23 protein-coding genes are annotated in these 23,790 nt (G+C 61.8%); 3 read left to right on the top strand and 20 right to left on the bottom strand.

Going from position 1 to position 23,790, the window contains the following annotated elements; translation table 11 throughout:
• Positions 1–25: 25 nt before the first annotated feature.
• The 16 genes from lepB to PQQ95_RS28350 all read right to left on the bottom strand — a co-directional run bounded on the left by lepB (position 26) and on the right by PQQ95_RS28350 (position 14,731).
• On the bottom strand, positions 26–919 hold the full coding sequence (gene lepB / locus PQQ95_RS28425) for a signal peptidase I (RefSeq protein WP_408443536.1): 894 nt from the start codon (positions 917–919) through the stop codon (positions 26–28).
• A gap of 18 nt (positions 920–937) precedes the next feature.
• A complete protein-coding gene (gene lepA / locus PQQ95_RS28420; RefSeq protein WP_408443534.1) occupies positions 938–2,731 on the bottom strand; it encodes a translation elongation factor 4 in 1,794 nt (597 codons plus the stop codon).
• A gap of 193 nt (positions 2,732–2,924) precedes the next feature.
• Positions 2,925–3,200, bottom strand: coding sequence for a glutaredoxin family protein (locus PQQ95_RS28415; RefSeq protein ID WP_408443533.1), 276 nt, complete (start codon positions 3,198–3,200; stop codon positions 2,925–2,927).
• Entirely contained in the window at positions 3,197–4,705 is a 1,509-nt protein-coding gene (locus PQQ95_RS28410; RefSeq protein WP_408443531.1) for a DegQ family serine endoprotease, read from the bottom strand. The genes PQQ95_RS28415 and PQQ95_RS28410 overlap by 4 nt, the downstream gene beginning before the upstream one ends.
• Positions 4,706–4,742: 37 nt before the next feature.
• On the bottom strand, positions 4,743–5,786 hold the full coding sequence (locus tag PQQ95_RS28405; protein WP_408443528.1) for a MucB/RseB C-terminal domain-containing protein: 1,044 nt from the start codon (positions 5,784–5,786) through the stop codon (positions 4,743–4,745).
• Between the two features lie 4 nt (positions 5,787–5,790).
• Positions 5,791–6,417 (bottom strand): sigma-E factor negative regulatory protein, encoded by a 627-nt coding sequence (locus tag PQQ95_RS28400; protein WP_408443693.1) that lies wholly within the window; start codon positions 6,415–6,417, stop codon positions 5,791–5,793.
• An 80-nt stretch (positions 6,418–6,497) separates the two neighbouring features.
• Positions 6,498–7,097: an RNA polymerase sigma factor RpoE gene (gene rpoE, locus PQQ95_RS28395; protein ID WP_408205998.1), complete on the bottom strand. Its 600-nt coding sequence runs from the start codon at positions 7,095–7,097 to the stop codon at positions 6,498–6,500.
• Positions 7,098–7,198: 101 nt separating this feature from the next.
• Positions 7,199–7,699, bottom strand: coding sequence for a protein YgfX (locus tag PQQ95_RS28390; RefSeq protein WP_408443525.1), 501 nt, complete (start codon positions 7,697–7,699; stop codon positions 7,199–7,201).
• Positions 7,700–8,938 (bottom strand): beta-ketoacyl-ACP synthase II, encoded by a 1,239-nt coding sequence (gene fabF, locus PQQ95_RS28385; protein WP_408443522.1) that lies wholly within the window; start codon positions 8,936–8,938, stop codon positions 7,700–7,702.
• Positions 8,939–9,267: 329 nt separating this feature from the next.
• Positions 9,268–9,507: an acyl carrier protein gene (gene acpP, locus PQQ95_RS28380; RefSeq protein ID WP_004197638.1), complete on the bottom strand. Its 240-nt coding sequence runs from the start codon at positions 9,505–9,507 to the stop codon at positions 9,268–9,270.
• Positions 9,508–9,658: 151 nt separating this feature from the next.
• Complete coding sequence (gene fabG, locus PQQ95_RS28375) at positions 9,659–10,408, bottom strand: 3-oxoacyl-ACP reductase FabG (protein ID WP_408443520.1); 750 nt, start codon at positions 10,406–10,408, stop codon at positions 9,659–9,661.
• 82 nt (positions 10,409–10,490) lie between these two features.
• The gene (gene fabD, locus PQQ95_RS28370) at positions 10,491–11,426 is read right to left on the bottom strand and encodes an ACP S-malonyltransferase (protein WP_408443519.1); all 936 of its coding nucleotides are present in this window, start codon (positions 11,424–11,426) and stop codon (positions 10,491–10,493) included.
• Between the two features lie 111 nt (positions 11,427–11,537).
• On the bottom strand, positions 11,538–12,527 hold the full coding sequence (locus PQQ95_RS28365) for a beta-ketoacyl-ACP synthase III (protein WP_408443516.1): 990 nt from the start codon (positions 12,525–12,527) through the stop codon (positions 11,538–11,540).
• A complete protein-coding gene (gene plsX / locus PQQ95_RS28360; RefSeq protein ID WP_408443514.1) occupies positions 12,527–13,633 on the bottom strand; it encodes a phosphate acyltransferase PlsX in 1,107 nt (368 codons plus the stop codon). The genes PQQ95_RS28365 and plsX overlap by 1 nt, the downstream gene beginning before the upstream one ends.
• 172 nt (positions 13,634–13,805) lie before the next feature.
• A complete protein-coding gene (gene rpmF, locus PQQ95_RS28355; RefSeq protein WP_006051932.1) occupies positions 13,806–13,985 on the bottom strand; it encodes a 50S ribosomal protein L32 in 180 nt (59 codons plus the stop codon).
• 101 nt (positions 13,986–14,086) lie between these two features.
• On the bottom strand, positions 14,087–14,731 hold the full coding sequence (locus PQQ95_RS28350) for a DUF177 domain-containing protein (protein WP_408443511.1): 645 nt from the start codon (positions 14,729–14,731) through the stop codon (positions 14,087–14,089).
• Between the two features lie 255 nt (positions 14,732–14,986).
• Here PQQ95_RS28350 and PQQ95_RS28345 point away from each other — a divergent pair, with 255 nt between their 5' ends.
• Both PQQ95_RS28345 and PQQ95_RS28340 read left to right on the top strand, forming a co-directional pair.
• Positions 14,987–15,604: a Maf-like protein gene (locus PQQ95_RS28345; protein ID WP_408443509.1), complete on the top strand. Its 618-nt coding sequence runs from the start codon at positions 14,987–14,989 to the stop codon at positions 15,602–15,604.
• Entirely contained in the window at positions 15,601–16,320 is a 720-nt protein-coding gene (locus PQQ95_RS28340; protein ID WP_408443506.1) for an SAM-dependent methyltransferase, read from the top strand. The genes PQQ95_RS28345 and PQQ95_RS28340 overlap by 4 nt, the downstream gene beginning before the upstream one ends.
• Positions 16,321–16,533: 213 nt before the next feature.
• On the opposite strand, the gene PQQ95_RS28335 is transcribed toward PQQ95_RS28340, so the two are convergent.
• Genes PQQ95_RS28335 through PQQ95_RS28320 form a run of 4 tightly spaced genes read right to left on the bottom strand, consistent with a single transcriptional unit; the run spans position 16,534 to position 19,659 of the window.
• Positions 16,534–17,538 carry a S49 family peptidase gene (locus PQQ95_RS28335; protein WP_408403764.1) on the bottom strand — a complete coding sequence of 335 codons (1,005 nt, stop codon included), beginning with the start codon at positions 17,536–17,538 and terminating at the stop codon, positions 16,534–16,536.
• A 33-nt stretch (positions 17,539–17,571) separates the two neighbouring features.
• A complete protein-coding gene (locus PQQ95_RS28330) occupies positions 17,572–17,976 on the bottom strand; it encodes a Rieske (2Fe-2S) protein (RefSeq protein ID WP_408443502.1) in 405 nt (134 codons plus the stop codon).
• Positions 17,973–18,632, bottom strand: a complete 660-nt coding sequence (locus tag PQQ95_RS28325) for an HAD-IIIA family hydrolase (RefSeq protein WP_097390028.1) — start codon at positions 18,630–18,632, stop codon at positions 17,973–17,975. The genes PQQ95_RS28330 and PQQ95_RS28325 overlap by 4 nt, the downstream gene beginning before the upstream one ends.
• Positions 18,625–19,659: an RluA family pseudouridine synthase gene (locus tag PQQ95_RS28320; RefSeq protein WP_408443499.1), complete on the bottom strand. Its 1,035-nt coding sequence runs from the start codon at positions 19,657–19,659 to the stop codon at positions 18,625–18,627. The genes PQQ95_RS28325 and PQQ95_RS28320 overlap by 8 nt, the downstream gene beginning before the upstream one ends.
• Positions 19,660–20,391: 732 nt before the next feature.
• On the opposite strand from PQQ95_RS28320, the gene PQQ95_RS28315 reads away from it, so the two are divergent.
• Complete coding sequence (locus tag PQQ95_RS28315) at positions 20,392–23,721, top strand: Rne/Rng family ribonuclease (protein ID WP_408443496.1); 3,330 nt, start codon at positions 20,392–20,394, stop codon at positions 23,719–23,721.
• Positions 23,722–23,790: the final 69 nt, after the last annotated feature.

The following is a 23,790-nucleotide window of genomic DNA, read 5'->3' as shown; positions in this document are numbered from 1 at the left end:
TGTCGTGCAACCAAGGCATGCGTGCTCAGTGGAATGAGCCGATGCGTTTCAGATCGCTGAAGTTCATCCAGATAAAAAACGCGCGGCCGACAATATTCTTATCCGGCGCAAAACCCCAGTAACGGCTGTCCGCGCTGTTGTCGCGGTTGTCGCCCATCATGAAGTAGTTGCCCGGCGGCACTTTGCAGATCACGCCGCGTGCGTTGTACGTGCAGTTATCGCGATACGGATAATCTTCCGCGCCGACGATGAACGGCGGCACGGCCGGATTGTTCAGAATCGCGTTCTTGCGGCCACCGAGATCTTCTTCAAATTGCTTCGCATAACCGAGGCGCTCTTCGTCGAGATAGTCCGGCAGCGGCGTTTCCGGCACGGGCTTGCCGTTGATTGTCAGTTGCTTGTCTTGATAAGCAACGGTGTCGCCCGGCAGGCCGATCACGCGCTTGATGTAGTCGACGGATTCGTCTTTCGGGTAGCGGAACACCACCACGTCGCCGCGTTCGAGCGGACGGCCCTCGGTGATTTTCGTGTTGGTGATCGGCAGACGGATGCCGTAGTCGAATTTATTGACGAGGATGAAGTCGCCCACCAGCAGCGTCGGCACCATTGAACCTGACGGGATCTTGAACGGCTCGACCACGAACGAGCGCACCACGAATACCACCAGAATCACCGGGAAAAAGCTCGCCGAATACTCGAGCCACCACGGTTGACGCAGCTTGTCGTCACGCAGACGGGCACGTGTTTGCGCCGCGTTTTCGTCGGCGAAACGCTCGCCGACACGGGCCTGCTGGCGGTCGAACTCGGCGACTACAGCATCTGCCGCGCGGCGCCGTTGCGGCATGAAAACCAGTTTGTCTGCGACCCATGCGACGCCCGTCAAAATGACGAGCACAAAAAGAATCAGCGCAAAATTCATAGGGTTCCGTTGTTCGTCTTATTTGTCTTCGACACGCAGGATCGCGAGGAAAGCCTCTTGCGGAATCTCGACGGACCCGACCTGCTTCATTCGCTTCTTGCCTGCCTTTTGTTTCTCGAGCAGTTTCTTCTTACGGGAAATGTCACCGCCGTAGCATTTTGCCAGCACGTTCTTACGCAACGCTTTAATGTTCTCGCGCGCAATAATGTTCGCGCCGATGGTGGCCTGAATCGCCACGTCGTACATCTGACGCGGAATCAGTTCACGCATTTTCGCCGCGACTTCGCGACCGCGATACTGGCTTTGCGAACGGTGCACGATCACGGACAAGGCATCCACCTTGTCACCGTTGATCAGCATGTCGACCTTCACGACATCCGCCGCGCGGTATTCCTTGAACTCGTAATCCATCGACGCGTAACCGCGCGAGATCGATTTCAGACGATCGAAGAAATCGAGCACCACCTCGCCCATCGGGATTTCGTAGGTCAACTGCACCTGACGGCCGTGGTACTGCATGTTGATCTGCGTGCCACGCTTTTGCGTGCACAGCGTGATCACCGAGCCGACGTAGTCTTGCGGCATGTACAGATTCACGGTGACGATCGGCTCGCGCACTTCTTCGATCTTCGAGGGCTCCGGCATCTTGGCCGGGTTTTCGACCATGAGGATCGTGCCGTCGCGCTGCAGTACTTCGTACACCACGGTCGGCGCCGTGGTGATCAGATCCATGTCGAACTCGCGCTCCAGACGTTCCTGCACGATCTCCATGTGCAGCAGGCCGAGGAAGCCGCAACGGAAACCGAAGCCGAGCGCCTGCGACACTTCCGGCTCGTACATCAGTGAGGCGTCGTTCAGCTTCAGCTTTTCCAGCGAGTCGCGCAGCGCGTCGTACTGGTTCGCTTCGACCGGGTAGAGACCGGCGAACACCTGCGGCTTCACTTCCTTGAAGCCCGGCAGCGGCTCGGCAGCAGGACGATTCACCAGCGTGACGGTATCGCCCACTTTCGCGGCAGCCAGTTCCTTGATGCCGGCGATGATGAAGCCCACCTGCCCCGCGGACAGCGATTCGAGGTTCTTCGACTTCGGCGTGAATACGCCGATGTGCTCGACCGGATACTGCGCGCCGGTCGCCATCATGCGGATCTTGTCTTTTGGACGCAGCGTGCCGTTGACGATACGCACCAGCATCACGACGCCCACGTAGTTGTCGAACCACGAGTCGATGATCAGCGCTTGCAGCGGTGCTTCCGGGTCGCCCTTGGGCGGCGGCACCTTGGCGATCAGCGCTTCGAGCACGTCTTCCACGCCGAGGCCGGTCTTTGCGCTGCAATGCGTGGCATCCGTTGCGTCGATACCGATCACGTCTTCGATTTCCGCGATGGCGTTCTCGGGATTCGCGGCCGGCAGGTCGATCTTGTTGAGCACCGGAATGACGTCGACGCCCAGCTCGATCGCCGTGTAGCAATTGGCGACGGTTTGCGCTTCCACGCCCTGGCTTGCGTCGACGACCAGCAACGCGCCTTCACACGCGGACAGCGAGCGGCTGACTTCGTACGAGAAGTCGACGTGGCCCGGCGTGTCGATCATGTTCAGGTTGTAGATCTGCCCGTCCCGGGCCTTGTACGTCAGTGCGGCGGTTTGTGCCTTGATGGTGATGCCGCGCTCGCGCTCGAGATCCATCGAGTCGAGCACTTGAGATTCCATCTCGCGGTCGGACAAGCCACCGCAGATCTGGATGATGCGATCGGCGAGCGTCGACTTGCCATGGTCGATGTGCGCAATGATCGAGAAGTTACGAATATGATCCATTCAGTGCCGATCAAGCAAAAAAGGCGCGCTCGGACAATAGCGGAGCACGCCTTGTAAGTAGGTGAAAAACCTATCTATTTTAGCCGAAAAGGCTATCGCCCGGCGCATCTTGCAAGGCGCTGGCGGAAAAGACGGCTCAAGAGTGGCGTGAAACGGGGTGTGAACAGCGCGCGTTCGCGCCTGGTTTGGACCCTCAACGGGATCCAGAATGGGTCACGGCAACGCGTGCTGCGAGCGCGGCGCGAACCCGCGCCACATCAAGGTGATAGTGACACAGTTCGACGCCGTCGCAGACCAGAACTGGCACCAGTTCGTTATAACGGGCTTCCAGCAAGGGATCGGTGTCAACGTCGATCACGACGACTTGCGCGCCGAATTCGGCCAGCAACGGCTCGAGCGCGGCACGCATGTCGTCGCATAAGTGGCACCACGCGCGCCCGTAGAGCGTGAGTGGCGCCATCACCTTCATTTCTGGGCGCTACGCGGGCGAATCGGCACGAACTGCGTGTTCTCGCCGCGACGGACCAGCAACGCAACCATCTTCTGCGGGTCGAGATGCGTGGTCAGATCGTCGAACTGCTTCGCACTCGTGATATCTGTATCGCCCACACGCAGGACGATGTCGCCCTTTTGCAGTCCAACGCGCACGGCCGGGCCGTCTACCGCGTCGATCTGCACGCCATTGTGCAGCTTCAGCGCCTTCATCTGGTCAGCAGGAATATCGCTAACCGCAAGGCCCAATACGTTCGTGGCGCGCTGCTTCGGCACCGGCGGTTTTTTATCATCGGCCTTGGTGGTCTTGTCCGGCTGCATCTCGGCAATCGTAACCGGCAGATCGCGCGTCTGACCCTTGCGCCAGATCGTAATGGTCGACTTGGTGCCCGGCTTCGTATCGCCGACCATACGCGGCAAATCCGTTGCCGTGTCGACCGAATGGCCGTTGAACTTCAGGATGATGTCGCCCGGTTGCACGCCCGCTTTGTCCGCCGGACCGCCCGGTTCGACGCTGCTGACCAGCGCGCCCTGCGCCTTCGGCAGACCGAGCGAATCGGCCACGTCTTTCGTCACTTCACCGATCGCCACCGCAATCCGGCCACGCACGACCTTGCCGGATGCCTTCAACTGGTCGGCCACGCGCATCGCCTCGTCGATCGGAATCGCGAATGAAATGCCCATGAAGCCGCCAGTACGGCTGTAGATCTGCGAATTGATGCCGATCACCTCGCCCTGCATGTTGATCAGCGGACCGCCCGAGTTACCCGGATTGACGGCCACGTCGGTCTGGATGAACGGCAGATAATCGCCCGTGTCGCGCCCCTTGGCGCTGACGATACCGGCCGTCACCGTGTTCTCGAGACCGAACGGCGACCCGATCGCGACCACCCACTCGCCCACCCGCACCTTGTTCGAATCGCCGATCGTGATGGTCGGCAAGTTGGCCGCGCTGATCTTCACAACAGCAACATCGGTCCGATCGTCGACGCCGATCAGTTTGGCCTTGAACTCGCGCTTGTCGGTAAGGGTGACGTAAATGGTGTCCGCGTCGTCCACGACGTGCGCGTTCGTCATCACGTAGCCGTCTGCCGACAGGATGAAGCCTGAACCCACGCCGCTATTCTGTTCGGGATCGCTGTTATCCGGCGCGTCCTGACTGCCGCCGCTGCCACCGTTATCGCCGCCGCGTGGCGTACCTGGCGATTGTGGCGACTGCGGCAACGGGATGCCGAAGAAGCGCCGGAAAAACTCCGACATGTCGCCGTCGTCCATGCCTGGCGGCAACCCGCCGCGGGCGCCGCTGTTCGACACGCGCGTGGTCGTGCGAATGTTGACGACTGCCGGGCCGACCTTGTCGACGAGATCGGTAAAGTCAGGCAGATTGGCTGCGGGAGCGGCCGACGCCATGTGCGGCACGAGCGGCAAACACGCCGCTACCACCGCGGCCGCGAGGAATTTGCGCACCGAGAAAGTCGTCATATCGTAGCAAGCCGAGGGATTCGAGTGATTCGGAGGATTACTTCGGAGCTTTATATTCTATGGCAGACGCAAATTGCTGCAATGTGGTCTGGGGCACTTCACCAAGCAGAGTAATCCAGAAGTCGCCGCGCCGCTTAACCAGTACGTGCGTGGCGCCGCTACTGCCCGCGCCTTCCTTGCGGGTATTGTTCTCGACCGGCTCGACGAATACCGAAATGGCCGCGAGGCCATCGGAGAATACAGCCTGATCGACCGGAATGGTGGGCTGGCCCGCATCACGCGCGGCCATGGGACGGCGAAGCTCACGAATCTTGCGGAAGCCCGGTACCGTCGGCGTGATCTGCCAGCCTTGCGCGGCCATGTCGACCGGCTCGACCGGCGGGTGCACTACCGTCCAACCGGTCGTATTACGAATGCCGTTGACGATGGCGGTCTTGTCGACCGGCACGCCGATGCGAATCTGCGAAAACGACAACTGCTCGAGCACCTGACCATTCGGGTCAAGCGTTTGCGCACGCAGAAGCAAGCCGGTCTTCTTGTCGGCCCACAGCTTGTAGGCAAAACGGTAGGCGTCTTTCGGGTCGAGCTCGATCACCTGGCTGTCGACACCCGCCACGCGGTCGTCGCCGAGCAGCTTCGGCTCGTACACGGACAGCACCTGCTCGCCGCTTACAGCCAGCAGTGCAGGAAACGAATCTTTGTTCTGGCGCTTCTCGACCACGCACAGATGCCGCTCAGGCACGAACGTGTAGAGATCTTCGTTGTGGCGAAGCATTTTGCGCGGCTTGCCGTCGAGGCTTTCGAGTTGCTCGAATTCGCCGTCCGTGCGGGTCGCGTAGTGGGCGATTCGCGACGTCTGAACGAAATTGCCGCGCTGATAGACGAACGCGCCCTCGTAGTTCTGCTGCTGGGCGGCCTGATGGATTCGATCGAGCAGCTCCGCAGCCGTGCGATGGGCGACGAGAGGATCGTCGGTTTGTGCAAAGACCCGCGGCGTGGCGGACAACAATACGGCTGCGCAGAACAGAAATGCCGGCAGCCGCCCCCAGATAGTCGTTTTATTCAACCGCGGAGTCTGCATCAAACTATTGGCCTTGCGTAGAAACTGCGGCAGCGCGAATCAGCGGCATCGAGCCCGGCATGACCGGTTGTTGCGCGAATTGCTGGTGAGCTTCCAGATACTGATCGAGACTGGCGTCACGAATGATGTTGGCGTCTTGCGCGACCGGCTGGAGCGTAGCAGCCGGCACCGACGCCATGGCCACACGTTGCAGCGAATCGCCATGCGACTGGATCGACGCGACTTGCGTCACACCCGGGCCGCCCGGCACGCCTTGCAATTGCGGCACGACGATCCACGTCAGCGTGGCAGCGGCGGCGGCGACAGCAAAAGCCGGCACGACGCGGCGGCGCAACGCGAGCAAACGGCGCGCGACCGGCATGGCGGCCGGCGCGAGCACGTGCGGCTCGTTGTCGAAACGGGCGGCAAAACCGCTCAGGAACGCACTGCTCGCCGCCGGGCTGACCGCCAGATCGTCGGAACGCAGAGCGTCGCCGATCAGGTGATAGCACGACCAGGCGGCACGATCCTCGCCATCCAGTTCGGAAACAAACGTGTTCAGATGCTCTTCGCCGAACAGCTCACCGTCGACAAAAGCGGACAGACGCTCGCCGCGCGAGCTGGCTTGCGATTGCATCGAGACCGACCCCATGATGCTCCCCATCTTACAAATACTCCTAGTGACACCACTAATCCAGATATTGCCCCGCGCCCCGTCCGGCGGGCTGGTGTTTACCAGCGCTTGCCTTCAGGTGTGTCAAGCAACGGACGCAATTTTGCCGCAATGGCTTCGCGAGCACGGAAAATTCGTGATCTGACTGTGCCAATTGGGCAACCCATCATCTCAGCGATTTCCTCGTAACTCAAACCTTCAATTTCACGAAGAGTAATGGCGGTGCGCAACTCTTCCGGTAAAACCGCCATCGCAGCATTGACCGTCTCAGCGATCTGCTTGCTCATCAACATCGACTCAGGCGTGTTGATATCCCTTAGTTGGTCGGCGTCCGAGAAAGTTTCAGCTTCTTCAGCATCTGCTTCGGTCGAAGTCGGTGCGCGCCGCCCTTGGGTCGCAAGGTAGTTCTTCGCCGTGTTGACTGCAATCCGGTACAACCACGTATAAAAGGCCGAATCTCCGCGAAACTGGGGCAACGCCCGATACGCCTTGATAAAGGCGTCCTGGGCGACGTCTTCCACTTCGGCGGGGTCCCGCACGAGGCGTGAGATCAGCCGGAGAATCTTGCGGTGGTATTTGGAGACCAGAAGCTCGAACGCGGCCTTGTCGCCCTTCTGGACGCGCTCGACCAGCAACTGATCAATTTCTTTTTCGCTCACCTGATAAATCCGTTAACTATAGGGCGCATGGCGGGGGACCATTGTAGCGTCCCCATCATCGCGGCACGTTACTCCGGTAACAGCGGTTACAGTCGTTACAGTCACGCACCGGCACCACGCCGGCCCAGCACGGCCAGCTCCCGGAAAACGGACGCGGGAAGCGCGTCAGCTGCAAGAAGCAGCGTGCGGGCGCGCCCATGATCCGGCGCCAGCGTCAGAACGAGCAAGCGACCGGTCCATTGCGAACAGCCGGCAATGCGCCCCTGCGTCAGCAAACTACCGGCCCGGTTCCAGGCGGACAATCCGTCCGGACCGATTTTCAACGCGACGGGCTGCGCATGCTCATGTTTAACCGCACAGAGCGTCAGCAGCGCCCACACGGCAAACGTCAACGGAACTGCCTGCCAGATACCCAGATGCGACGCGAAACAGGTATAAGCAGCCCCTGTCGCCATCAGGACAAACGCCCCCAAAGCGGCGCGCATGGCGACGGAGCGCCGCAACGCAATCCGTTGCGACGCTCCGCCGGGCGTTGCCGATTCGAGGGAAACCGCCGGGCAAGCCGGCGTTTTCGACTGGCGTATCACCAAACGATCAGCCAATCAGGCGCGTTTGAAGACCAACGTGCCGTTCGTGCCGCCGAACCCGAACGAGTTCTTCAGCGCGACGTCGATCTTCATCTCCCGCGCGGTGTTGGCGCAGTAATCGAGATCGCAGGCCGGATCCTGATTGAAGATGTTGATTGTCGGCGGCGACACCTGATGATGCACGGCTAGCACGGTGAACACGGATTCCAGACCGCCGGCGCCGCCCAACAGGTGACCCGTCATTGACTTGGTCGAGTTCACGACCATGTCTTTGGCGTGGTCGCCGAAAGCGCGTTTGATGCCGGTGGTTTCAGCCAGGTCGCCCAGCGGCGTGGACGTGCCGTGCGCGTTCAGGTAGTTCACCTGATCCGAGTTGATGCCCGCGTTCTTCAGGGCGGCCAGCATGCAGCGGCGCGCGCCGTCGCCATCTTCCAGCGGCGCGGTCATGTGATAGGCGTCCCCGCTCATCCCGTAACCGCTGATTTCGGCGTAAATCTTCGCGCCGCGCGCCTTCGCGTGTTCGTACTCTTCGAGCACCATCACGCCGGCGCCCTCGCCCAGCACGAAACCATCACGATCTTTGTCCCACGGACGGCTCGCCGTTGCCGGATCGTCATTGCGTTGCGACAGCGCACGCGCCGCCGCAAAGCCGCCGACGCCGAGCGGCGACACGGTCGATTCAGCGCCGCCGGCGATCATCACGTCGGCGTCGCCGTATTCGATCAGGCGCGACGCCTCGCCGATACAGTGCAGACCCGTCGTACACGCGGTAACAATGGCGAGATTCGGACCCTTGATGCCGAACTTGATCGACAGATGGCCGGAGATCATGTTGATGATCGATGCCGGCACGAAGAACGGCGAAATACGCCGCGGGCCGCGATTGAGCAGCTCGGTTTGCGTCGCTTCGATCATCGGCAAACCGCCAATGCCCGAACCGACTACCACGCCGATGCGCTCCGAATTTTCATCGGTGACTTCGAGGCCGCTGTCCCGCATCGCCTGGATGCCGGCCGCGACGCCGTAATGGATGAACGTATCCATGTGGCGCGCTTCCTTACCGGGGATGTAGTCCTCGATATTGAAGCCCTTCACCTCGCCGGCGAAACGAGTCGAAAAATTCGACGCATCGAACTTCGTGATATTGGCAATACCCGACTTGCCGGCGACCAGATTGGCCCAGCCGTCGGCAACATTATTGCCAACAGGCGAAATCAGCCCCAGGCCTGTAACAACAACACGACGGCGGCTCACGGTAACCCCTTTTTCATAGATGACAAAAGCACAAAAGCCACAGCGGCCACAGGAACCTGCCCTGTGTGCCCTGTGGCTGTTAGCCGCCCCCACCCCTGGTGCTTCGCACCAGGTCCCCCCGAAGGGAGCAATCCCCCAAGGGGACTTCCTTCGAGGCGGAAAACGCGGGGCGGCCCGGCGTTTTCTTGAAAGTCGGCAATCGCGCGGACAACTGCGCTGTCAACATCGCTGGCTCCTGCACGGCAAAAAGCGCCAGCCCTGCTGGCGTCGGAAACCGACACGGCAGGGCGTCATACGCCGCCAACGCAGAAACGCAGGCGCGAATGACTTTAGGCCTTGACGTTCGCGCGCGCGTAGTCGATCGCTTGCTGAACGGTGGTGATCTTCTCGGCTTCTTCATCCGGAATTTCCATGCCGAATTCGTCTTCGAGGGCCATCACGAGTTCAACGGTGTCGAGCGAATCGGCGCCGAGGTCGTTCACGAACGAAGCTTCGTTCTTGATCTCAGCTTCTGCAACGCCCAGTTGTTCTGCGACGATCTTCTTGACGCGCTGTTCGATATTGTCCATTACCCCTCCAAGGGAAAAGAAGTTCAAAAATACAGGTGCGCGCATTTTATCAGGTTTGACCCGGCAAAAAAGCGGCGCATCGGGTTCCTGTCAAGGCATGCGCCTTACGCTTTTGCAAACGCATCAAGGCGCGGATAGTAACCGAAATTGGTTACGACATGTACATTCCGCCGTTCACATGCAATGTCGTGCCGGTGATATAGCCCGCTTGCGGCGACGCGAGGAAGGCCACGGCGTGCGCGATATCGTCCGGGCTGCCAAGGCGGCCGAGCGGAATCTGCGTCTTCAGCGCGGTTTGCTGTTCTTCCGGCAGGGTTTTGGTCATGTCGGTATCGATGAAGCCCGGCGCGACGCAATTGACGGTAATGCCGCGGCTGCCGATCTCGCGCGCAAGTGCGCGCGTCATGCCTGCTACGCCCGCTTTCGCGGCTGCATAGTTGACCTGCCCCGGGTTGCCGGCCGAGCCGACCACCGACGTGATGTTGATGATACGGCCGCCCTTCGCCTTCATCATCGGACGCAACACGGCCCGCGACAGACGGAAGACCGACCTGAGATTGGTGTCGATCACCGCGTCCCAGTCGTCGTCCTTCATGCGCATCGCGAGCTGGTCTTGCGTGATGCCGGCGTTGTTCACCAGCACGTGCAGTGCGCCGAATTCCTTCACGGTGCCGTCGATCAGCGCTTCGGCTGCGGCAGCGTCGTTGACGTTGAGCACCGCGCCGCGGCCGCTTACGCCCGCCGCGTTAAAGGCTTCGCTGATCGCAGCCGCGCCGCTTTCGCTGGTCGCCGTGCCGATCACTGTCGCGCCCTGGCGCGCCAGCTCCAGCGCGATTGCACGGCCAATGCCGCGGGACGCGCCCGTCACGATTGCGATTTGCTTGTCGAGAGTCTGTTCCATCTGTCAGTCCGGATGCCCTTCGGAGGGCTGATTGATTCCTGATGTCGCGCTTGCGGCCTGCTTGCGCCCCATGAAGCGGCGTTCAGCCTGCCGTCACCAGCTTGAGCGTTTCTTCGAGCGAAGCCGGATCGAACACCGAGGCGCCGATCAGATTGCCGTCGATACGCTTCGTCAAACCCGAGAGGACCTTGCCGGGACCGCATTCGATCACATGCGTGACGCCTTGCGCCGCCATTGCCTGCACGCTTTCGACCCAGCGCACCGGCCCTGCGGCCTGACGCACCAGTGCGTCCTTGATCCTGGCCGGCTCGTTGACCACTGCGACGTCGACGTTGTTGATCACCGGAAGCGACGGCACCTGCACGTCAATGCTCGCCAGATACTCGCGCAATTGATCCGACGCAGGCTTCAACAGCGACGAGTGGAACGGCGCCGACACCGGCAGCGGCAACGCACGCTTTGCGCCCTTCGCCTTCGCAACTTCGCAAGCCTTTTCGACAGCGGCCTTGTGACCGGCGATCACGACTTGCGCCGGCGCGTTGAAATTCACCGCTTCGACGACACCCGCGACCGACGCTTCGGCGCAAACCGCGCGCACCGTATCGTCATCGAGGCCGAGAATCGCGGCCATGCCGCCTACGCCGACCGGCACAGCCGTTTGCATGGCTTGCGCGCGAAAACGCACGAGCGGCACAGCATCGCGAAACGCGATCGCACCCGCCGCGACCAGCGCGGTGTATTCGCCGAGGCTATGGCCGGCGACGATAGCCGGCTTCGGACCACCCGCCTGCTGCCACGCGCGATAAATCGCGTACGCGGCGGTCAGCATGACCGGCTGGGTATTGGTGGTGAGGTTCAGATCTTCGACGGGGCCTTCGGCGATCAGTTTGCCGAGGTCCTGATTGAGCGCATCAGAGGCTTCCTGAACCGTCTCACGCACGACCGCGTGATCGGCGAATGCATTGAGCATGCCGACCGACTGCGAGCCCTGCCCAGGAAAAACGAACGCAAATTTCATATCGTCCCCAAAATCGATGTTGTCAGATGTGGGTGGCGCGCCCGGTTGATGGCGAGCGCGCTCAAGCGTAGCCGAGCGCCGCAAAGAGCGCTCGCCACCACGTCGCCGCTATCAGTAGCGGATAACCGACGCGCCCCAGGTGAAACCGCCGCCGACGCCTTCGATCAGCACGTTCTGGCCGCGCTTGATGCGGCCGTCGCGCACCGCGACGTCGAATGCGAGCGGAATGGACGCAGCCGACGTATTGCCGTGCTCGCCCACCGTGACGACCATGCGTTCCTGCGGCAAGCCGAGCTTACGGCAGGTGCTTTGCATGATGCGGATATTGGCCTGATGCGGAATAAGCCAGTCGATCTGGTCGGCCGACAGATTCGCTTTTGCGAGTGCCTCAACGGCGACTTTTTCGAGCACATTGACCGCGAGCTTGAACACGGCCTGCCCGTCCATGTGCAGGAACGCGCTGCCCTCGATCACGCCGCCGTTCACGTTGCCCGGCGTACAGAGAATGTTCGAATGGCTGCCGTCGGCATGCAAAGCGCTCGCCAGCACACCCGGTTCTTCGGACGCCCGCAGAATGACCGCGCCCGCGCCGTCGCCGAACAGCACGCACGTGGTGCGGTCCTTGAAATCGAGAATGCGCGAGAAGGTTTCCGCACCGATCACAAGCGCCGTACGATGCTGGCCGCTGCGAATGAAGCTGTCCGCCGTGGCCACCGCATAAGCGAAGCCCGAACAGACGGCTTGCACGTCGAATGCCGCGCCGTGGTTCTTGATGCCGAGCTTGTTCTGCAACAGGCACGCCGTACTCGGAAACACGAAGTCAGGCGTGGAGGTTGCAACGATGATCAGATCGATGGATTGCGGATCGATATCGGCCGCTTCGATCGCACGCTGCGCAGCGATCAGCGCCAGATCGCTGGTCGTGACATCGGGTTCAGCGAAGTGGCGCGCATGGATGCCCGTGCGGGCAACGATCCATTCGTCGCTCGTCTCGACACCTTGCTTGGCGAGACGTTCGGCCAGATCCTGATTGGTGACGCGCCCGGGCGGCAGGTAGCTGCCGGTGCCGAGCACGCGGGAATAAATTGTCGATTGAGCCATTATGCCTTCGAGGATTGCGCAGCGTAGGGCTCGGCCGGCTGGCCTGCGATCGGGCTTGCGTGACCCGCACCGCTCGCGTCGCGCGCCGCGTGTTCGAGAGAACCCGCATTCTCTTCCATTGCTCGCGCAAGGCGTTCCAGCACGCCGTTTTTGACGGCATCATACCCGCGTTTGATAGCCCACTCAAACGCGTAGGCATCCGCCGAGCCGTGGCTCTTGATCACCAGCCCACGCAGGCCCAGCAGCGCAGCGCCATTGTATTGCCGATGATCGACGCGTTTCTTGAAACGCATCAATACCGGCAGGGCGAGCACCGCCATCACCTTGGTGAGCCACGAGCGGCCGAACTCTTCCTTGATGATGTTGGAAAGCATCTGCGCGAGGCCTTCCGACGTTTTCAGCGCGACATTGCCGACAAAACCGTCGCAGACGATCACATCGACCGTGCCCTTGAAGATGTCGTTGCCTTCAACGTTGCCGTGAAAGTTAAGTGTACTCGCGCGCAGCAGTTCGCCGGCACGCTTGATCGTGTCGTTGCCCTTGATGACTTCTTCGCCGATGTTGAGCAACCCGATGGTGGGCCGCTCGCGGCCTTCGAGCGCGGACACGAGCGCGTGCCCCATCTCCGCGAACTGCAGCAGATGCTGCGGCTCGCAATCGACGTTGGCGCCCAGGTCGAGCATCATCGTATAGCCAGTGGGATTGGGCAGTGCGGACGCGATCGCCGGGCGTTCGATGCCCGGCAGCGTCTTCAGCACATAACGCGAGACCGCCATCAGCGCGCCGGTATTGCCGGCGGAAATGCAGGCTTGCGCCTCGCATTCCTTGACGCGATTCAGCGCTACGCGCATGGATGAGTCTTTTTTCTTGCGCAGCGCGACCTCGACCGGATCGTCCATGGCGACGATCTCGGAAGCGGGCACGACGGTCAGCGCCGGCAGGTCCTGAGCCTTCAGCTTCTTCAGCTGCGCACGAATCGCACTTTCAATGCCGACGAGCAGCAGCTCGGCATCAGGATGCGAACGAACGAAGTTGACGGCCGCGGGAACGGTCACGGACGGGCCGTGGTCGCCTCCCATGCAATCTATCGTGAGCTTTACTGTCATGGAGTGCGACGAATTTCAGGCGCCCTGCATGGGACCGCCGCAAGCGCCAGGGCGCCAACTGCGATCGACACAAAAAAGCGGCAGTTGAATGCCGCCTTTTTGCCGAGCCGGGAAAATGTCAAGCGAGCCGATCGCCACGCGAAACGCCAAGGGGCGCAACGCAGTGAAACGATTAGTCGTTTTTCGTCTTGACGACTTTCTTGCCGCGATAGTAGCCGTTCGGGCTAACGTGGTGACGCAGATGCACTTCGCCCGTGCTCGGTTCCACGGCCAGCGGCGCTGCCGTCAGGAAATCGTGCGAACGGTGCATGCCGCGCTTCGACGGCGACTTCTTATTTTGTTGAACTGCCATGACTAACTCCTAAAAATTTTCCGAATTCTAACACAGCCCGACCCGGTGTCCGCCATTGGCCGAATGGCCAATGCGCCCGCATCGCGCTCCCATGCAACTGTTCAATGCTTCTTGTCGCCCGGCTCACCGCGCTTGAGACTTTCGAGCGCCGCAAACGGATTGGGCCGTTTGGGCTCTTCACCCTCATCAGCTTCGTCCGGCGCGGCCTCGTCGCCCTCGCCTTCTGCACCTGCCACACCAGAGACGAGGCTCTCGTGCACTTTGGGACACACCTCGTGCTTGGGCACGAGCGGCAAGGAAAGCAGCAACTCTTCTTCGATCAAGTCGATGAGATCGAACTGGCGCGAGCCCACGATCACTTCGACTTCATCCTCGTCGAGCGGAAACTCTTCGGCTTCCGCCTCAGTGTTGACGATACGGTAAGTTGCATCGACATTGAACGCCTGCAAATACGGCGTCATGCACCGCTGACATTCAAGCCATGCCGCACCGTGAATCGCGAGCCTCAAATAAGGCTGCGAACCCTCGGTGCCGTCGTCCTGCAATTCCGGTTGCGTCGTCCCTTCGGCTTGCCAGGTGAACGCGGTATCGCGGTCTGGCGCTTCTGCCGGGACTTCGTTTAACATGCGCGGCAGTTGCGAGACGCGCACGACACCCGCGGCCTGACGCCCACTCCGCGCAAATTCGAACAGATCGATATCGTGCGGGTCGGACAGACCAGCAGGGTTGCCAGGATGTTGAGTCATGTGCGCTCCTGCGTCGGCAAGGATTTCGCCGGGGGTAATTCGGTAATTCGGTTTGCAAGCAGTCCGCGGAACTCATGCGCTGCGCTGCGTTGCCAGCCCAGTATTGTCCAGACAGTGGCCCGCCTATGCAATAGCATACCGATGAAAAGCCCGAAATCATATCCGTTTTGTCTTTTCGAGTCAAACACTTAAGCCCGTACACGTGCGATACCCGCACACCCTCGTACGACCCGTCTCTCTAGCCGTTGGTTGCACATGCCAGATTCCCTCAACCGCCCGCCACGCCTGATTCTGGCGTCGAGTTCACCCTATCGTCGCGAGTTGCTCGAGCGCCTGCGCATTCCGTTCGATGTCGTCGTGCCGGCGATCGACGAAACGCCGCTCGCCGGCGAAACGCCCGAAGTAACGGCCCTGCGCCTCGCCGAGGCAAAAGCCCGAGCGGTAGCAGACCACCTGGACGCCGGTGAAGCCGCCCTCGTCATCGGCTCGGATCAGGTCGCCACCTATGACGGCCTGCAGATCGGCAAGCCGGGCACGCACGACAAGGCACTCGCGCAGTTGCAGGCAATGCGCGGCCGCGAAGTGCTGTTTCATAGTGCACTGTGCCTGTTCGACAGCCGCACGGAAGCGGCGCAAGCCGTAGACGTCGTCACCCGCGTGCAATTTCGTGACCTGCCGGACGCTGCACTGGACGCCTATCTGCGCACCGAAACGCCCTACGACGTCGCGGGCAGCGCCAAATCCGAAGGTCTCGGCATCGCGCTGCTCGAAGCCATTCACTCGGACGACCCGACCGCACTGGTTGGCCTGCCGTTGATCGCACTCTCACGCATGCTGCTCGCAGCGGACTATCCACTCCTGGGGGCGCAATGAGCGGCACCTTATATCTGATCCCGAACACACTCGGCGAAGGCAATACCGAAGCCCTCGACGCCGTCTTGCCCGCGCCAGTACGCGCCCGCGCGGCGTCGCTCAACTATTACATTGGCGAAAACGCGAAAACCACCCGCGCTTTCCTAAAGAAAGTGGGCACCGAACGGCCGATCCAGGAAATCGAGATTCGCGAATTGAATGTCAATACGCCAGCCGGCGAAATCGATAAGCTGCTCGCGCCTTTGCTGGCAGGGACGGATGCCGGCTTGGTGTCGGAGGCCGGCTGCCCGGCGGTCGCCGATCCGGGCGCGCTGCTGGTGCGTCGCGCGCATGAACGCGGCGTGAAGGTCGTCCCGTTTGTCGGGCCGAGTTCGATTCTGCTGGCGTTGATGGCATCCGGCCTGAATGGCCAGAGCTTCGCGTTTCACGGCTATCTGCCGGTCGACGCCACCGAGCGGGCCAAGCGCCTGCGCGATCTGGAGCAGCAGTCGCGCAAGGGTAAGCAAACGCAAATATTTATCGAGACGCCCTATCGGAATAAGCCGCTGCTCGATACTTTGCTGGCGACGTGCGCGCCGTCCACGCTGGTCTGCGTTGCGGTCGACCTGACGTTGGAAACGGAAACCATCGTGAGTCGCACCGTGGCTGACTGGAAGAAGAAACCAGCGATCGATCTGCACAAGCGGCCGGCAATTTTTCTGATCCTCGCAGTCTGATTGCGTCTGTGGCTGTGGCTGTGGCTGTGGCTGTGGCTGCGGCTGCGGCTGCGGCTGCGGCTGCGGCTGCGGCTGCGGCTGCGGCTGCGGCTGCGGCTGCGGCAGTAGCTCAAGCCTGTCAGCCCGCCAATCATCCCGTTACAACTAACGCTTAAAAAACAAAAAAACCCCGCACGATCAGCGCTCGATCGCACGGGGCTTTTCCGTGTTGAATCACCGCAAACTCATCTTCCCGCCAAGCGCCATCGCATGAACGGCGCCGCTGCCAACCGCCGCACCGAACTTGCGCGCTACGCGATCCGTAATGCTCTCTTTGACCGTGTAGTCGACGATATCCGGCGCCTTGAAGAGGTCGCGTGCGACGTAATCCGCGTCGCCGAAACCATCGGCAAGCCCCAGTTCGACGCTCTTCTGCCCCGTCCAGAAAAGTCCCGAGAACATATCCGGCGTTTCATGCAGACGCTTGCCGCGGCCTTCACGTACGGCGTCGATGAACTGCGCGTGGATCTGATCGAGCATGTCCTGAGCATGTTCGTCCATCTTCGGCGTTTCCGGCGAGAACGGATCGAAAAAGCCCTTGTTCTCACCCGAAGTGTGCAGACGGCGCTGGATCCCCAGCTTATCCATCAAGCCGGTAAAGCCGAAACTGTCCATCAGTACGCCAATCGAACCGACGATGCTCGCCTTGTCCACGTAAATCTTATCCGCCGCCGCAGCCGCGTAGTAGCCGCCCGACGCGCACATGTCGCCGACCACGACATACAACGGGATCGACGGATACTTGGCGCGCAGCCGGCGAATCTCGTTGTAGATAATGCCGGCCTGCACCGGGCTACCGCCCGGACTGTTACAACGCAGGATCACGCCTGCCGTACCCGCATCGTCGAACGCACTTTCCAGCGCAGTGTTGATATCTTCCGCGTTCGCGTTCGTATCAGCGGAGATTTCACCGTCAAGTGTCACCATAGCCGTATGCCGGCCGGTGGTCGACACCTTGTCGCCGGAGAAGTCGAACGCGCCCCATACCGCCAGCAGCAAGACGATCAGGAACACAAACCGGAAGAAGATCTTCCAGCGGCGTGCCGCGCGCTGCTCGGTGATGGCCGCGAGCGCGATGCGCTCGAGCGCGGCGCGCTCCCAGCCCGGCTCATCGGCAGGCGTGCGGGGGCGGCCTGTCAGGGACGGTTCCTTCGGTTCGGGAGTCAAATTGTCGGACATGCGGTGCAGTGGAAAGATGGAAGAAGAGAAAAATCAGGGCGTGGCCGGGCGCAGTTCACCGTCCGGCAGCCAGAACACGGCGCGGCCTTCAGGCGTGTCCCGCTCATCAACCTGGACGGGACGCAAGCGCCCGCCGCGGCACGGGCCACCGACGCATTTGCCCGTATCCGGCGCGTAAATCGCACCATGTGTGGCGCACATCAAGTATAAACCGGACGATTCGAAGAACTGCCCTTCGGCCCAGTCGAGCTCCATCGGCACGTGCGCGCAGCGATTCAAATAGCCGTATGCACGGCCATCATAGCGAACAAAAAATACCACGACGCCGCCACCGCCGAACCTGGCCGCGCGCCGCACGCCCGCGCCGCCGTCGACCAGTTCTTCGGACGCGCAAATGCGAACCGCGTCCGCCACCGCCTCGGTCATACCTGTACTCATGCGTTTTCTCGCAGCCAGCCGGACAGGACGCTCACGCTGGAAGCAACGAATTTCGGCGACAAAGCCGTCAACGAGCCAGCAGGATGCGCGCCGTATGTGACACCAATGCCCGCGACACCCGCATTGATCGCCATTTGCAGATCGTGCGTGGTATCGCCCACCATCACCGTCCGCGCTGGATCCTGCCCCAGTTCACGCGTCAGTTCGTGCAGCATTGCGGGATGCGGCTTCGAGAAGGTTTCGTCCGCACAACGGGTGCCGTCGAACAGGCTTGTCAGACGCGACTGGTCGAGCGCGCGGTTCAGCCCGACGCGGCTCTTGCCGGTCGCCACGGCCAGCAGATAACCCTGATCGCGCAATTCCTGCAGCATCTCGCGCACGCCGACGAACAGCTCGGTGGTCTGATCCTTCACCAGATAGTGGAAACGATAACGCTCCGCCAGACGCGGGTAATCGGCCGGATCGAGCGTGGGCGCGGCGATTTGCAGCGCGTCGCGCAAGCCGAGGCCGATCACGTAGCTAGCGGCTTCGTCGGCGGGAACGGGCAGACCGAGATCGCGGCATGCCGACTGGATACTGCGCGTAATGTGCGCGGTCGAATCCATCAGCGTTCCGTCCCAATCGAAGACGATCAGATCAAATTGCTCTCTAGCCATGCGGTGTCGTCTCCGGGTTTGACCCATTGCGTGATTCACGTAATTCATTGAGCTGCGCCACGAAACTGCGGCATTCGGCCGGCAGCGGCGCCTCGAACTGCACGGGCGCGCCGGTTGCCGGGTGCGTCAGCTTAAGGCGGTATGCGTGCAGGAACATGCGTTTCAGGCCTGGCTTGGCGTTGGCGCGCGCCAGCGCCTTGTTCAGCGCGAAGTCGCCGTATTTGGCATCGCCGACGATCGGCAGTTCCAGATGCTGCAAATGGACGCGAATCTGATGCGTGCGGCCGGTCTTCAGTTCCGCCTCGAGCAGCGCGTACTCCGGCCAGCGGTCGATCAGATTGAACACCGTGTGCGACGCGAGGCCGTCGGCCTGAACGCGCACGCGCCGCTCGCCGTCCGTGGTCAAATACTTGTGCAGCGGTTCCTTGACCGCGCGACGTCGCCCCCAGTCGCTCGCCCATTCGCCGTGAACGCACGCATAGTAGCGCTTATCCATCTTGTTCTCGCGAATCTGCTCGTGCAGATTGACCAGCGCGGAGCGCTTCTTGGCGAGCATCAGGATGCCGGACGTCTCGCGATCCAGCCGATGCACCAATTCGAGGAATTTCGCCTGGGGCCGCGCTTCGCGCATCTGTTCGATCACGCCGAACGCGACGCCGCTGCCGCCGTGAACCGCCACGCCGGCTGGTTTGTCGATCACGAGCATGTGCTCGTCTTCAAAAATAATTTTGAAATCGGCGCTCGGCACCGGCGCCTGGGCAATCGCCTCGTTCGGCTGCGCGACGCGAATGGGCGGCACACGCACCAGATCGCCCAGTTCGAGGCGGTACTGCGCATCTATCCGCCCCTTATTTACGCGCACTTCGCCGCTGCGCAGAATGCGGTAAATATGGCTTTTCGGGACGCCCTTACAGACGCGCAACAGGAAGTTATCAATGCGCTGTCCGGCCGCACTGTCGTCGATCTCGATCATCGAGACCTGGTCGCTTGCGACCGATTTCTGGGATATTTTGCCTAACTCTTTCATTATGAATATAATTTGCCCAGCAGTCTGCGGCGGCCGGCGCAGTGTCCGGAATTCGGGCGGATTGCGCAGGCGCAAGCGATAAACCGTTATTTTACTTGCGCCGGGGTCTGGTTGCTCACCCTGAAAATGAGATGCAACATGTTGCACGCACGAGGTCAGTGCCCGGCAGGGACGGCGCCCACAGGCGCGTTCGGTCAAGGTCAGCCTCGACGGTAACGGAATTTTGGTAAAAAAGAATTTAACTTTCAGCTTCAGTATCGGGCGGTCTGACGCCCTGCAGTATGAAGCTGCGAGTTGCGAAAATACGGCGTGCGCCCGAGGCGTCTTGTAGAAAATACAAGACATGGCGACGTCAAAATGAGGCGAGACACCCCCAGCGAGAAAAGACGCGCCGACTGCGCGAACTTCCCGCTGCGGCATGACCGCAGCCTCCGGCCCTCCGGTCACGCGCCCAGTTGGCGCACCGGCGCGAGTGGACGAAAGGCTTATGAAGGTCTGCTGGCAGAACCCGCGGCGTGTCGGGTCGTTATTTGAAGCCGTGTTCGCATGTGCCCTGCGGCACCGCGCCCATTTTTCTATGGGGCCGGGCCCTCTCAGGCAATTCTCCCGCCATTTTTCCCGCTCCAGCGTGCTTGTGAAAACACAATAAGGCGCGGCATGCCGCTGCCCTCATGGCTCTCGCGACTGACAACCGCGCAGCTGAGGGCTAGCTAAGCCGCCTGGAGCCGTTCAATGAAACGAATGTTGTTCAACGCGACGCAGCAGGAAGAACTGCGCGTCGCCATCGTCGATGGGCAAAAACTCATCGATATCGACATCGAAACCGCCGGGCGCGAACAGCGCAAAGGCAATATTTACAAGGGCATCATCACCCGCATCGAGCCGTCGCTCGAAGCCTGCTTCGTCAACTACGGCGAAGACCGCCACGGCTTTTTGCCGTTCAAGGAAGTCGCCCGCCAGTATTTCCGTGACGGCGTCGACATGCGCTCCGCGCGCATCCAGGACGCCCTGAAAGAAGGTCAGGAACTGATCGTTCAGGTCGAAAAGGAAGAACGCGGCAACAAGGGCGCGGCCCTCACAACTTTCATCTCTCTCGCCGGCCGGTATCTGGTTCTGATGCCGAACAACCCGCGCGGCGGCGGCGTATCGCGCCGGATCGAAGGCGACGACCGCCAGGAACTGCGCGAAACCATGGCGCAGCTGCAATTGCCGGAAGGCATGAGCATCATCGCGCGCACGGCCGGTATTGGCCGTTCCGCCGAAGAGCTGCAGTGGGATCTGAACTACCTGATGCAACTGTGGCGCGCCATCGAAGCCGCGTCGCAAAGCGGTTCGAGCGGTCAGCCGATGCTGATTTATCTCGAATCGAGCCTCGTGATTCGCGCGATTCGTGACTATTTCCAGCCGGATATCGGCGAAATCCTGATCGACACCACCGAAATCCATGACCAGGCCCGCGCCTTCATGGATATCGTGATGCCGGACAATGTCAGCAAGGTGAAGCGGTATCACGACGACGTGCCGCTCTTCTCGCGCTTCCAGATCGAACACCAGATCGAAACCGCGTACTCGCGCACGGTACCGCTGCCTTCGGGCGGCGCCATCGTGATCGACCACACGGAAGCGCTGGTCGCCATCGACGTGAACTCGGCGCGCGCCACCAAGGGCGCGGACATCGAGGAAACGGCTGCACGCACCAACCTCGAAGCCGCCGACGAAGTGGCCCGCCAGTTGCGCCTGCGCGACCTGGGCGGCCTGATCGTGATCGACTTCATCGACATGGAATCGGCCAAGAGCCAGCGCGAAGTCGAGCAGCGCCTGAAAGACGCGTTGAAGCACGACCGTGCACGCGTCCAGATGGGTAAAATCTCGCGCTTCGGCCTGATGGAACTGTCGCGTCAGCGTCTGCGTCCGGCCTTGTCGGAAGGCAGCCACGTGACGTGCCCGCGCTGTAACGGCACGGGCCACATCCGCGATACCGAATCGTCCGCGCTGCAAGTGCTGCGGATCATTCAGGAAGAAGCGATGAAGGAAAACACCGCGGCGATCCATTGCCAGGTGCCGGTCGAAGTGACCGCCTTCCTGTTGAACGAAAAACGCGCCGAAATCAACAAGATCGAATCGCGTTTCAAGGTCAATGTCGTTCTGATCCCGAACAAGCACCTCGACACGCCGCATTACAAGCTCGAGCGCCTGCGTCACGACGATGCGCGCCTCGACGAGCCGCGTGCCTCGTGGAAGATGGCCGAAGAAGCCGCCCGCGAACTGGAATCGGAAACCGGTTACAGCAAGCGTGCCGAGGAGGTGAAGCCGAAGCAGGAAGCCGCGGTCAAGGGCATCACGCCCGAGAAGCCGGCCCCGAGCGCGCCGGTCCGTCCGGTGGCAACGCCGGTGCCGGTGGCTGTCACGCCGGCCAGCGGTGGCTTTATCAGCTGGTTGAAGAATCTGTTCGGCGTGCAGCCGGCCGCACCGGCGCCTGTCGCACCGGCTACGACCGAAAAGCAGGCGCGTCCGCAACGCGGCGAACGCACGGAGCGCGGTGAGCGCACCGGCGAACGCGGCGGCGATCGCAACCGCAATCGCCGTGGCGGCGCAGGTGGCCGCGACGCAGCGGGCCGGAGCGAAGGCACGACCGGCGGCCGTCAGGCTCAAGGTCAGCAGCCGTCGCGCCGCGAGGAACGCGAACCGCGTGAAGGACGTGAGGCACGCGAAGGTCGTGAACCGCGTGAAGCCCGGGAATCGCGCGAGCCGCGTGCTGGCCGTGAGCCGCGTGAGGCCCGTGAAGGCCGCGAACCGCGCGAGGCTCGTGAGCCGCGTGAAGGTCGCGAAAGCCGTGACCGCGACAATCGCGGTACGGACCGTGCGGAAACCGTCGAGGGTGCACCGCGCGCCGAGCGTGGCGAGCGCCAGGAACGCGGCGAACGCCGTGAGCGTGGCGAGCGCGCTGAACGTGGCGAACGCCGCAAGCAGCAGCCGGAAGCGGCAGAGGCACTGACGCAGAACGACGCGCAAACGGCGGAAGAACTGGCGCAAAACCAGGCCGCTGCGGGCGAAAACGGTATGCCGGTCGATCAGGAAGCGGTGGCGCGTGAAGGTGAAGAGCGCCGTCGTCGCCGTCGCGGCCGCCGTGGTGGCCGTCGTGAGCGCGAAGAAGACGTCAACGGCAACCTCGCTGCGGATGTTGCGGAAAGCGAAGGCGATAACACCAATGTGGCCGATGAAGCACCAGTGCGCGCCGCGCATCAACCGGTCGAGCACAAGGCTGAAGTGACCGAAGCGCCTGCTGTCAAGCCGGTGGAAGTGGTGGTCGCTGCTGTTGCGACGGAAACCGTTGTGGTCAGTGAATTGCACGCTGCAACCGAAACGCCAGCTCTGGCCGTCGAGAAGGCTGAGAAGACGGAAACCGTTGTGCCGGTCGCAGAAGCGCCGGTGGCGCCGGTTGCGGTCGAACAAGCCGTGGAAGCGCCGGTGGCGCAAGCCGCTGCCGCGCCGGTCGAAGCCGCGCAAGCTGCGCCGGCCGCCAGCGAGACGGTTTCGCTCGTCGAACCGGTCGCTCGCTTTGAAGCTCCGGTTGAAACTCGCGTAGAGGCTCCTGCCGAAGCGCGGGTCGAAACGCCGGCCATTGCGCCTGTCGTTGAAGCGCAAGCCGCACCGGCCCCGGTGGAAACCGCGGCGCCGGCAGCAGTGGTCGAAGCACCGGCCGCCCAGTTGGCACGGCAAGCCGATATCTTCGAAGCGCATCCGGTCGTTGCTGAGGTCGCACCGGCAGTTGAAGCTGTTGCCGAACCGGCAGCCGTCGAGCCGGCGCCCGTCGTCGCTGCGCCGCAAGCACCGCGTAACACCGGTGTGTCGGCTGAAGCCCTGAAGCCGGTGCTGGAACAAGCCGGTCTCGTCTGGGTGAACACCGACGCCGACAAGCTGCGGGCCGCGCAAGAAGCTGCCGCGCAAGAAGCTGCCGCGCAAGCAGCCAAGCCGGTTCGCATGGGTCGCGAGCGCAAGGCATTGCCGCCGGTCGAAACCGCGCCGATGCAAATGGTGGAAACCGGTAAGCACCCGCAGTAAGCGAACCGCCGCCATGCAAAAAGCCCGCCCTCCCCGGCGGGCTTTTTGTTTTATAGCGGTGTTTACGGA

This window comes from Paraburkholderia caffeinilytica, assembly GCF_046030355.1.
GTDB lineage: Bacteria > Pseudomonadota > Gammaproteobacteria > Burkholderiales > Burkholderiaceae > Paraburkholderia > Paraburkholderia caffeinilytica_B.
The sequence above is the reverse complement of the archived record's forward strand: the minus strand, read 5'-3'. Positions and strand labels throughout refer to the sequence as shown.